The sequence below is a fragment of the Microlunatus sp. GCM10028923 genome, from assembly GCF_042666975.1.
Taxonomy (GTDB): Bacteria; Actinomycetota; Actinomycetes; order Propionibacteriales; family Propionibacteriaceae; genus Microlunatus.
In genome coordinates this window covers 23,926-35,648 of the sequence record NZ_JBHTFF010000026.1, presented here as the reverse complement: position 1 = coordinate 35,648, position 11,723 = coordinate 23,926, and the positions used below count along the sequence as shown (strand labels likewise).

At 62.0% G+C, this 11,723-nt stretch carries 9 protein-coding genes; all 9 read right to left on the bottom strand.

Going from position 1 to position 11,723, the window contains the following annotated elements; all coding sequences use genetic code 11:
* Positions 1–1,375, bottom strand: a 1,375-nt coding sequence (locus ACFQU4_RS37105) for a hypothetical protein (RefSeq protein ID WP_377502154.1), incomplete at its 3' end; no start/stop codon positions are given.
* Positions 1,376–1,721: 346 nt separating this feature from the next.
* Entirely contained in the window at positions 1,722–2,399 is a 678-nt protein-coding gene (locus ACFQU4_RS37100; RefSeq protein ID WP_377502151.1) for a class E sortase, read from the bottom strand.
* Positions 2,396–3,877 carry a phytoene desaturase family protein gene (locus tag ACFQU4_RS37095; protein WP_377502189.1) on the bottom strand — a complete coding sequence of 494 codons (1,482 nt, stop codon included), beginning with the start codon at positions 3,875–3,877 and terminating at the stop codon, positions 2,396–2,398. The genes ACFQU4_RS37100 and ACFQU4_RS37095 overlap by 4 nt, the downstream gene beginning before the upstream one ends.
* Positions 3,878–3,894: 17 nt before the next feature.
* Entirely contained in the window at positions 3,895–5,046 is a 1,152-nt protein-coding gene (locus ACFQU4_RS37090; RefSeq protein WP_377502148.1) for an HTTM domain-containing protein, read from the bottom strand.
* 29 nt (positions 5,047–5,075) lie between these two features.
* Positions 5,076–5,867 carry a DUF5819 family protein gene (locus ACFQU4_RS37085; protein WP_377502145.1) on the bottom strand — a complete coding sequence of 264 codons (792 nt, stop codon included), beginning with the start codon at positions 5,865–5,867 and terminating at the stop codon, positions 5,076–5,078.
* A gap of 207 nt (positions 5,868–6,074) precedes the next feature.
* Entirely contained in the window at positions 6,075–8,255 is a 2,181-nt protein-coding gene (locus ACFQU4_RS37080) for a response regulator transcription factor (RefSeq protein ID WP_377502142.1), read from the bottom strand.
* Between the two features lie 1,092 nt (positions 8,256–9,347).
* Positions 9,348–10,490 carry a sensor histidine kinase gene (locus tag ACFQU4_RS37075; protein ID WP_377502139.1) on the bottom strand — a complete coding sequence of 381 codons (1,143 nt, stop codon included), beginning with the start codon at positions 10,488–10,490 and terminating at the stop codon, positions 9,348–9,350.
* Entirely contained in the window at positions 10,483–11,172 is a 690-nt protein-coding gene (locus tag ACFQU4_RS37070) for a response regulator transcription factor (RefSeq protein WP_377502136.1), read from the bottom strand. Before ACFQU4_RS37070 ends, ACFQU4_RS37075 begins: the two co-directional genes overlap by 8 nt.
* A gap of 151 nt (positions 11,173–11,323) precedes the next feature.
* On the bottom strand, positions 11,324–11,723 hold a 400-nt coding region (locus tag ACFQU4_RS37065; protein WP_377502133.1), incomplete at its 5' end, for an LPXTG cell wall anchor domain-containing protein.

The window sequence follows — 11,723 nt, the reverse complement described above, 5'->3', positions numbered from 1 at the left end:
CCGCATTGCTGTCATCATCAGCCTTCGCCGAAGCAGCAGCCGACGCAGCAGCATTCGCATTCACACCAGCATCAGCATCAGCCGACGCATCCGGATCAGCATCAGCATCCGGATCAGCCGAAGCATCCTGCTCTTCGTCGCAGTTCGGACCGCCGTTCAGGCCACCAGCCCCCATTGTGACTTCAAGGTCCGCCCGTTCAACCCCAAATGATCCCCATGCTGCCGAGCCAATATCCCATCCAGTGAACGGGGCCTTCACATTAAGAAGCTGAAATTCGACGTTGAGACCATTCATGCTTGCCGTGGCGCGGGTGCCATCCCCCTCCGCCACTTCATTGGTGGTTCCGCCGTAAGTCAGCTGCCCATTGACGAGGGCGCGAATAGCCATAGCCAGGGGGCTACCTCCCTCGAAGATCCTGTCCAGTTCAACAGACAAACCAGGGTCAAGCTTGGCGATCACCTTTCCAAATGCCTCAATTTGCATTGTCGGCATCTTCGACTGTTCGACCACGGCACCACCAGGCCGGCCGTTTGCGCGCACAGTGATCTCGCCCGCCTCACCGATCGCGTCCCCGCCCCACGACAGGGAAGCCAGGCCGTTGAAAATCCTGGCATCCGCGAAGTTCCAAGACGCCGTCGATTCGACGGCAAGAGCATCCGGGCACGTCGCCGTTGCTGCCGATACGAGCTTCACCTCGCTAGAGCTCTGGCCCAGGTTGGCCCTAAGACCCGGAAAGGCGTCCTGAACACCAGGAATCTGATCAAGAATGATCTGGGCAAGCGGAATGTAGCGGAGAAACTCCAGCGACCCGGTATTCTGCTCTGCCCGACCTAACGTCCCACCCTTCGACAAGACATTATCGGTCCAATTGGATTCAGCGCTTCCATCGAATCCTTTAAATTGGCCAATCGGACCCAAATCCAGATTGATCCCATTCTGATTCTGGCGCGCAGTCGGGATCTTGGTGGTCGAGTACGCTTGGGCATTCACGATTTCGATCGGGAACCCGACCGCTCCAGCTGCGATAGGAGTCGCCCGGGCGTACACCCTAGAATCAGGGTTCTCGGCAACCTCACGCGGTAGCGCAAAGGAGTCCGGCCCCGTCCCGGCGTACTTCGACAGGCCGGCCGAGTTGGCAGTCACGACGCTTTCAGAAATATTGGCACGCGCGTCAAGGACTCCAAACACTGCCGAGCCGGACACGTACGCGCCGTAGTTGCGCACGGTTCCGCTGAATTGCGCCGAACCCTTATCTAGGTCAGCTGCGCTGGCCGGCGCCACGGAACTTCCGAACGCGCCGACCGATACCAGTCCTGCCGTCGCGGCGATAGAAGTCAATGAACGAAGAATCGAGCGGCGTCGCTTCCTAACCACACCAGCATTCTCAGTTCGCTTAGTCGACGAATCCTTTCGACGCCGTGGTGGCCCCGAGGCTCGACTCGACTGCAATTCCATAAATGTTCCCTCTTCGTGTTAGTGGTAAAACTGACCCTGTGAAATCCAGGGATCCTGTCCCGTCGGGTCACCCAACTCGTCAGCTGCTTGACAATCGCATCAGCTTCCCCTCTGTGCCATCTCGGTGCAGGGAAACTTGCACCGACACCTTTCGATTCAAGCTGAAGGTATCCAGTGCGATTCATCAGCCAAAATCAAAGGAGGACACTTTGCCTAGGTATGAACCGCTATTGCCTAGCATCGCCGCGAGGCGTCGACTCCAGAGCTATTTGGCAATCTCGGAAACCAGTTTCGCGAACCCGATGGATCGGTCCGGCGAACGGAAGAGGTCTTCGCACGTTGTGAGGCTCAAGACTCTCTCGGTCGGCGGATTTCCTGGAGCCCGAGGATTCGGGTCGACGACCCAGGTTTCGGTGTCCTTGACCGTGAGTTGACTTGGCGCTGCGTAGATTCGATAGGTGTAGATGCTGTCCCGAGTTTCGACGATCACGTCGTCCCCCGGAGACAGTTCCAGCAGCCGGCTGAACGGCTCGCCATGAGTGATGCGGTGACCGGCCACCGCGAAGTTCCCGACCTCGCCCGGCATTGCGGTGCTCGGAAGATGCCCGATTCCCCTGGACAATGTGCCGGCGTCCACTCCAGACAAAATTGGAATGTCGATCAGCCCGATCCGCGGGATCCGCATCAAGGCGAACCCGCGACCTTCGGATAGTTTCTCCGAGCGCGCCTTCTTGGCGTCGTCCTTCTTCTTCGTCGGCGGCGGAGATTCTTCCCACTCTCGCTGGAGCTCCGACCTTCCCTCTTCGTACGCCTGTCGTGCCTCGATGTTGGTACCTAGGAACTGATAGCCGATCCAACCGGACCACACAAGACCCACGAGCAGAAGCAGAACTCCGGCGACCCCGAGAGTCGATGGTCCCTTCTTTGCTCTTCGTCCTTTCACGGCGACCTCCGAAAGCCCGAGGGCGACCTTCGAGGTTCAAGAGACGGAATTCGATCGTCTCGATAGACGTTCCGAAGTACCGACGAGGCTGCGTGGAATCCGCCCATCCCGTGCACTCCCGGACCAGGTGTCGCGGCGGACGAGCACAAATACAGTGACGTGTTCGCCACTCGCCATGGGTCGCCCGACAGCACCGGCCGCGCTGCCAGCTGCCATGGGGTCAGCGCCCCAGAGTAGATGTCCCCGCCGACATAGTTCTCGTTCTTCGCCTCGAGTTCTCGCGGCCCGACGCCACGTGATCGCACGATGAGGTCGCGGAAGCCCGGCGCGTACCGTTCAATCTCATCCCGGATCCAGGGGCCGGCGCCGTACCCGGGATCGCCCTTGGGGAGGTGGGCGTAGGCCCAGACAACGGTGCGACCACGTGGACTTCGAGTCGGATCGTAAGTCGTCGGCTGACTCAGAATGATGAACGGATGTTCGGGTCGACGTCCTCGATGGACGTCTTGGAGCCGAGCCGCAACCTCACCGCGGCCTTGACCGATGTGGACGGTACCCGCCTCGTGAACCGCGGCGTCGTTCCACGGAATCGGGCCATCAAGGACCAGATCCAATTTGAAGACCGGCGGGCCCGGCCTCTGGCGAGCGGCCACGCGGCCATAGCGATCAGGAACCTCCCGGCCGCCGATTCTCAGCATGGTCCGAACCGAGGTGTCGAACACCGTCGCGTCGGCCGGCGGCAATTCGTCGATGCAGGACACCCGGAAGCCAGTCGTGATTTCGCCACCGTACGACTCAAGGTCTGAGACCATCGCCGCGACGATGCGCCCTGAACCGCCGATCGGAATCGGCCATCCGAAGCTGTGACCGTAGGCGGCGAGCACCAGTCCAGTGACGGCGGCGCTCGGCGTGGAAAGCGGCTGTGCCGAGTGGGCGGAGACCCCGCTCAAGAGATCCGCAGACGCCCCGCGCAAGTAGCCGACCCGGTCAAGACCGACTCGCGTCGCGAGCCGGAGGGCAAGGCCGGGCGCGCGAAGGGCCAGACGAGGATCGCCCATGGCCAGGTCGGCGAGATGCCGGCCCTCTTCGACCAGGGGCGCGAACGTCCGTTTCCAACCGGCCCCGGATCGGCCGAGCTCGCTTGCGGTCCGCTCGAGGTCGCGGTAGGCAACACACGAAGCCGATCCGAGCCGGAGCTGGGCAAAAGACGCATCCGGAACCACGAACGCCACCCGCTCGGTGAGCGCAAACCGACAAAAGAATTCGGACGCGAATGCCGAAGGATGGATCGCGGAGCAGACATCGTGCACGGTGCCGGGCTCGATCAGCTCCTCGGTTCGTGCGCCGCCACCCGGCGTGTCTTCAGCCTCGAATACCCGCACTGAGATTCCTGCCCGCGCAAGGACGACGGCCGCCGCCAGACCGTTGGGGCCCGCCCCCACGACGTTCACGCGTCCGGTGTGGCCCCGTCGATACATGGTGAGCCTGCCCCGCATCAGACTCGGGCTCCCTTGACCGCGTCCTCCCGGGGCTTCTTCGCAAATGGCGCGGCCGCGCCATGCACGGCCGGCAGCGGTCGCGCCGAACTCGCTTTCCTCAGTTCCGGGCTGGAGTCTCGACCGGCTTGAACCCCCCGTCGGAAGAGCTCGCCGATCGCCTGCCAGGTCACGTCCCGAATGAAGATGGTGTCAATCGCGATCATCGCCATGGAGAACCAAGGGAGGCCCATGAGTACGGCGATGCCGATGTGAAATCCCGTGATGCCCACCAGAGCGATGATCCGGCTGAATCGGTTGAGCAGAGCGACAGGGAAGACCATTTGGAGGATGATCGTGGACCAACAGATCGCTGCGACCAGTGGCGCCGATGCCAGAACGAGATCGCTGAGTTCAGGAAATACACCGAACCGGAGAGTCTTCAGGGGACTGTAGATCGCATAGCCAGTTCGCCACGGTTCACCGCCGGCTTTGAACAATGCCCCGGACGCATAGACGAAACACACGTGACAAGCGATAGATACGAGCGCCAGATTATTGACCGTCGCGCTCGCCCACTCGGGGACAAGCTTACGAATTACATCGAAGTTGAGTCGGCTGTCGGGACGATTCGCTCGGATCCAGGCGTCGACCGACCAGCGCGCCGACGTGTCCGCAAAGATCATGGTCAGCAACACGATGCGATACATGTTGTCACCTTGGTCACCGACCGCATCGTTGAGTTCAATGAAGCTCACCCAGCCGACGAAATACACGGGAATGACAATCCGAGACTTGAACCCGACGATCACGAGAACCGCAAGCGCTGCCAAAGCGATGTACAGCGCAGTGAATGCGAAGTCATTGAATGCAGCGGCGCGGAACAGGCTGAAGATCCAGATCTTCGGGAAACTACTGATCGGTTCGACACCTTCTCCGTTCCAGGCCGACCCCGATCCCGCAAAGTAGTACATCGTGGAGAAATTCGTCAGAAGCAGACCGAGTCCGGTGACCCCGAGTAGAACTCGACCGACGGCGAGACCGTAAAGGGCGTGTTTGCTCTCGGTCAGCCAGCCGTAGGCGAATTTCCCGCTGGCTCCTACCGTGGAGCGAAGGACTTCCCAGGCTCCGCCCGTCCAGGTACCGAGTGCGTATCTCACGCGGCCGGTCACCGTTGTCGCGCGACTCTTGTTCGATCGCTTCACTGGCCCGACTCCCATACCGCCCGACGGAAGGTCTCACGGAATTGCGAGCGGGACTGTCCAGGCTCCTCAATCGTGCCGCGCCAACCGGTGGGAACGATCTGCGGCGCCGGTGGCTCGACGCCAGGGACGTCGCGATCCTTGAAAGGTACGACGTTCTGCCGAGTGACCCGGAACTGGACGGCACTCACCTCGTCTCCCCACATCGCGTAGGCAACCTGGGTCGCGTAGGCCGTCGCAACGTGGTCGGCCTTCGCGTAGCGAGCCGCAGAGGTCTTCGTCAGATTCGGCCGGATCCCAAGTCCTGCCTTGAGCCGGGATTCCCAGTCGGAATTGCTGTAAAAGCCCAGTGCAGCGACCTTCTTCTGCTCCTCGGAGAGTTTCTCCCATGACTGCTTCACTTCGGTCGCGGTCTGGGACGCCATGATGGCCGCCCTGGGCGGGAATAGATGGCGCTGCAGCATTGAGAACTCCGCCCGCGTCGCATCGATCCACTCGGTGGTTCGCGCCGACTTCCCAGTCCCTAGCGTCGCCCGCACCTCCAGCTTGTGGTCGCCGTTGATCGGTACGGGAGCGAATACGCTCCAGCTCTGACCGAACATCGGCAGCATGTATGTCGACAGCAGGTTTCCCGGCACTACCTGGCGGATGGCCGACGGCGGCGCGATCCACAGAAATGTGGCAAGAATGTGCCATGCCGTGAACGCGCAGAGCAAACCCACAACTGATGGCTTGATCCATCGAGTACGCCGCCCGCGCCCCCTGGACATCTGTTCTGTCGTTTCCTTCACTGAAAGTACTCCCACCCGAAAGCCTCGAGACATTTTCCATGCTCGACATAGTTGATCGTCTTCTTCTTAGGCCCTAGGAGCCCCGAGAATGCCTATGCAGGTTAGGCCGACGATTACGAAAGACACCGCCTTAAGGCGGCGCCCATTACGTACGTACTCCTCAAATTGCCTACGCAGTTGGGCGGCGGGGCTCGAAGCCGCCTGTTACTAGCGCCTAATCCGGCCCCAAATCTCGACCGCCTCACGGCGGTTCGACGCCCCTAGCTTCGAAAGTATGTTCCGCACATGCGCATGGACAGTCCGTACCGACCGGCCGAGCAGCCCGGCGATCTTGGCGTCCGAGAGCCCTTCCTGGAGCATCTCCACAACTTCGGTCTCACGCGCCGTCAGCAGCCGCCGACTCCGAGCGCCGTCGGCGGGCAGCAACCATGCGGGCGCTGCGAGGGCGTTCAGCGACCTCTGCTGTTGTTCCGACACGTTCAGGGCCGCGGGCTGGCGGAGAAGGTTCTTCGCAATCCTGGCGATCCGCTGGCTTTCCAAGCAGCAGCCGCGAACGTTCAATTCATCGGCTGCCTCAATGATTGGCCCAACCTGACCGACGCCGTATGCGGCAAGGACGCGCCTCCAGATCGCCACTAATCCGGTCGAGTCAATCGCGCTGAGGGCCTGCCCGGCGGCCTCCAGTGGCGGCGCCACTCCCACGGCGGCCGAGGTGAGGGCCAAGTTGACGTAAAGGAACGGATCCTGCTCAGGGCTGGTGGTCTCCAGCTGCTCCTCTACACCTCGTCCGACAGAAACCTCGTCCAGATCCAGACGCATCCCCATCAGCCCTTGCAGTCTGCGGGTTCCGACAGTCAATTCGATAGTCGCCGGAACCGTCGAGCCGATTCCGTCGATCACCCCGGCGGAGCCTGCGCCGACAGCTCGGATCGCCTCCGCCGGCGCCCGGAGTACGTGTCGCGTGTCGGAACGGATCGAATCAAGGAAGATGCCGGCGCCAACGACCGCGGAGTTCACCCGTCCCTGTTCGATGTCGTTGAGCGCCGCAGCGAAATGGGCAACTGAGTTGGTGGGCCGATCCCAACCGACTGAGGACCCAATGAGCTGGACCGTCTGATCCGCCAATCGGTTGTCCATGCAGATCCGCGCAATCTGAAGACGCATGAAGGCCGTGAGCAGCAAGGGCCGCAGCGACATTCTCTTGAGGTTGAGAGTCCGGACGATCGTCCGCGCGTCGGCGATCGATCCCCTTCTGAAAAGGTCCAGTGCCTCGACGACCGACTTGTGTCCGATGAAGTCCGGAGGGGGATTCCCACCGAGTTCCATGGGCGACTCGGCCCCGAGATAGTCGCCGGAGTCCAGGAGGACGCTCAGGTACTCCGAGGAGTTCAGGGGCACCCTACCCGTACCGCTAACGTACTTCAGAGCAGATTCAATTCCGCGTTCTTCAGCGGCCCGGAACGCCGCGGCGATGCGCCAGGTCGCATTCTCGTCGGACGGATCATTGAAATCGGCGCCCGTCGCGCTGGCTCGGTTCGCGGCGATGGCGGTGATCCCACGGGCCGGTTGGCGCCCGAGTTGTGTCATCCACCGCCACATCGAATGCGCTGTCATCGGGTCACTGCATGACCGCCTGAGCTTCTGTCCGTATCGGGCGTAGAGCTCGAACTTCCGCGACAGGGAAAGGGAGATGTCGACGATCTGCCCATGGAGAGGCGAGCTCGGCAGCACTCGGCGTTCGCTCTTGGTCATCCTGATCGACCCACGCCGCAACAGGTACCGAATGACGTGAACCCCGAAGATCTCCATGACGTCGATGGAGTCCGCTCCGCCGGTGATCGCGAGTAGATCCACTAGATCACTCGCGCCTGCGGGTGCTTCCTGCCCCGGGTGCCACCAGGAATACCGGGGGCAGAGCTCAGATGACTCGCCGCCCAGCTCTACCCGCCGCGCCACCAGGTAGCCATTCCGCTCCTGAAACGCATCCCGCCTCGCCATCGTGTCGGCCAGGTCGCAGAACACGCGGTACGTACGGCTGGTTCGCGCCAACAGATGTTCCAGCGTCGGACCGAATGGCGGAATACCGAATCGGTGATCGAAGAGGGCCGCCGCGCGGGCCCGGTCGAAGGGAGGCACCTCGAACTTCTCAGCCCCCGCCACCTCTTCAGGCAGGTCCTGTTGGTCATGTGCGAGGACCGCGAGCTTGATCCGTCCGTCGCGCGCCGTGTCGACGAGCCGTCGGATCATGCTCGGGGCAAGTGTTCCAGAGGACTTCGCCACGATGATCGCTGGCTGCTCATCAGCATGCCCGAGCACGTTGGCCGAGATAGCCTCCCAGGAGATCGGCCGCGACCGTGCCGACGCCCAGCGGTCGAGATCGAAGACCACTCCGCCAGCCTGAACTGCCGCTCGCAGCAAGGTGGACTTGCCGCTTCCTGGCTTCCCTACCAGGCCTACGACGCGCCTAGAGTCGAGTACCTCCCTGGCCTTGTTCGTCGTCTCGGCACCCCATGGACCGAGCCAGCGTCGAGAGGCGAGATCGACCCCCAAGTGCGCTAGCCATTGCTTCGTCGTGATCGTCAGGTGCGCCGCGTCATTCTCAAGCGTGGCCACTTCCGGGCCGCCCGCTGGTGCCGCGGAGCGCACTGTTGCGTGTAACAAAAGACTCCCCTGCCAAGTGCCGTCGCATCACTTACTCGTCACGGCAGCCGATCGGTTGCCGTTGCCGATGCCGCTACGCCCGCAGGGTTACCCGCGTACCGGCTGGCAAGAGCTAGTTAACCTTCGAGCCCGTTAAACCAACGTCAGCGGAATTCCTTATGCCCCGCTTATCGGTGTCGGCCCGTCTCAAGGCCCCTCGCACCGAGACCCTCCAGAGGGCCAGCCCCCAGGGGTGGGGTTGGGGGGCCTGGGGGCTGGCCCTGGAGGAGACCCGGTCCACCGATGGCAATAAGAGGCAGGGGTTCCTCACCATGGGCCGGACTCGGGCGGTGGCAGCGACAGCGCCACCAGGCTCGGGTGAGGACACCCGAGCGCGTTCTGCTCTGGAATCTCCTTGTTCAAGCCCGCGGCACACACCTATGCGATTCCAGCGATGAGCTTGCGGTGTGAAGGATCCCAGTTCACTGTTCAATTGAATTTGCAACGAATCGGCTTCAGTGGCTCCCGCAGGCAGCCACTGAAACCGATTCATGCGTATACGCCACACTCACCAAGCCAACATCTTGGCCCGACCATCCGCAGACCAGTAGATCATCATCGTCGTTTCGCGAGCGTAAAGATTATGCTTCGCAGCCATCCCCCGTGACGGCTCCTGCCGTCACTCAATCCGAGCGTGGGCATACTTGCATCGAGACTGCACATTCGGCAGACTCTCGTACCTAGTCATTCAACGATGAATACCTACCTAGATTCGATCGACCTCCTGGCGAGAGTTACACGGCAATCAGCCGGTCGAATCCCCGCCAGCAGCAGTTTGCGTCAGCGATACAGTGGTCGATCAGAACTCTGTTGCCCTGCCAGCGATTCGACGGCGGGCAAGGTGACGATGACGGCCAGGCCGCCGGTGAGGCGAGGCCTCATGACGAGCTCCGCACCGTGTGCGTGACAGATGGATGCCACGATGGCGAGGCCGAGTCCGGCTCCGGCATGCTGTTCGCGGGCAATGCGGGTGCGCGCGGCGCCACGGCGGAACGGCTCCGCCAGAACGGCAACTTCCTCGGCAGCAAGGTTTGGGCCTGTGTTCTCGATGACGATTCTGGCTTGTCCTGGCGCGCCGTCGATCCTGATCCACACGTGTCCGGTTTCGGCTGTGTTGTGCACGATGGCGTTGCGGATCAAGTTGACCATAAGTTGTTCGAGAAGGAGTGGGGCGCCGGCGACGAAGCGCTCTTTAGTCTCGATCTCGACGATGACGCCGTGCTGGTCTGCAAACTGCGTGTTGCACTGGGTGACGTGTTCGGCGATGAGGGAAAGGTCGACACACTCAAACTCGAACCGCGCTCCGTCGATCCGTCCGAGAAGCAGCAGTGCCTCAGTGAGTTCGATGGCTCGAGTGTTCGCAGCGTCGGCTTCCGCGAGCGCTGCATCGAGATCGGCGTGAGGATCCGTCCGGGCGACTTCGAGCAGGGTGCGTGTGATCGCCAGTGGCGTGCGAAGTTCGTGTGAGGCGTTGGCTGCGAACCGTTGATGTTCCCCGACGCTGTGCTCGATCCGGGCCAACATCTTGTCGAACGTGTCGGCGACTTGTCGAAATTCGTCACGCGGCCCGGAGAGTTGGATACGGTGGCTGAGCGAGCCTCCAATGGCCATACGAGCCGCCATTCCGATTTCGTTCAACGGCCGCAACATCCGCCCGGCCAGCATCCAGGATCCTAAAGTTCCCAGGACGAACAAACCAAGGTACAGGAGGAAGAATATCGGGACCTCTTCCCAAACGACCTTGACATACTCGCCCAAGGGCGTCGGAGACCATCTACCTTCTACACGGCCCTTATACGTGATAACGGGCCACGCATAGTGCAGGTACATCAAAGCGAGGATCGCGGAACTGGCGACGAGGAACACGGCGGCATAACTGAGCGTTAGCTTGAAGCGGGCGCTTAGCGCCGGCCGCCTACCCACTCGCGCCTCCACCTCCTGCTGAATCCGTGCCGATCCGGTACCCGACGCCCGGCACCGTTGTGACGATCCACGGGTTCCCCAGACGCTTCCGCAGCGTGGACACGGTGACGCGGATGGCATTGGTGAAGGGGTCCGCGTCGCCGTCCCAGGCCCGCTCAAGTAATTGCTCGGCACTGACCACCCCGCCGTCGGCCAGCATGAGAATGTGGAGCACCGTGAACTGTTTTCGAGTGAGCTGGATGTACTGACCGTTGCGGTAGACCTCGCGCCTGAATGGGTCGAGCCGTATACCAGACAACTCTAGTACCGGTGGCACCGCACGGTCGGAGCGTCGACCCAACGCCCGGAGCCGGAGCACCAGCTCCTTCATATGAAAAGGCTTGGTCAGGTAGTCGTCTGCGCCGGCCTCGAATCCAGTCGACTTGTCGTCGAGCCGGTCAGCCGCAGTGAGCATGAGAATCGGTGTGCCCACACCTGAGGTGACGATCTCTCGAGCGACGTCCTCGCCACGAGGCCCCGGAACGTCACGATCGAGTACGGCCACGTCGTACCTGTTCAACCCAAGCAACTCAAGCGCCGCATCGCCCGTGTCGGCGACGTCCACGGCCATCGCTTCCAAGCGCAACCCAGCCCGGATCGCCTTCGCGAGGGATGGTTCATCCTCCAGTACCAGGATCCGCATGGCGCGAAGGATAGCCCATCGTTCTATGTGCCGCCCCGCAATCGACGACCGCGGATCCGGGCTAGTCAGAGCCAGGTCGATTCGCGATCCGGGTGATAGAACGGTGGGAGGTGACCCGCCTCGCCGTTGCAGGCGAGACGGTTCGCCCTCTTCAGTGCCTACGAGCGAAGACCATTGCGGCTGCCCCGGCTGCTACGACGGCGATCCCAAGGATTGCGAGCAAGAGTGATGGTCCGCCTGTATCCGGCAGTGTCGCAGTTGTCGTATCAGGCCCTGCATCCTCGCGCCCATCGTCGCCGGTGTTGATGCCAGGGTCGCCCGACTGTCCTCCTGGAGGACTGCCCGCAGAGTCCTTCTTCTCGCCAGTAGCCGCGTCGCCGTCCTGGTCCTCGTCCGGCTGATCCTGTTCGTCGGACTGCTCGTCATCCTTCGGATCGTCGGACTGCTCATCACTCTTCGGATCGTCGGACTGCTCATCATCCTTCGGATCGTCGGACTGCTCATCATCCTTCGGATCGTCGGACTGCTCATCATCCTTCGGATCGTCGGAC

Coding starts and splice junctions, on each gene's coding strand:
- ACFQU4_RS37095 (WP_377502189.1), bottom strand. CDS start 3,877: ATGTATCGACGGGGCCACACCGGACGCGTGAACGTCGTGGGGGCGGGC.
- ACFQU4_RS37070 (WP_377502136.1), bottom strand. CDS start 11,172: ATGCGGATCCTGGTACTGGAGGATGAACCATCCCTCGCGAAGGCGATC.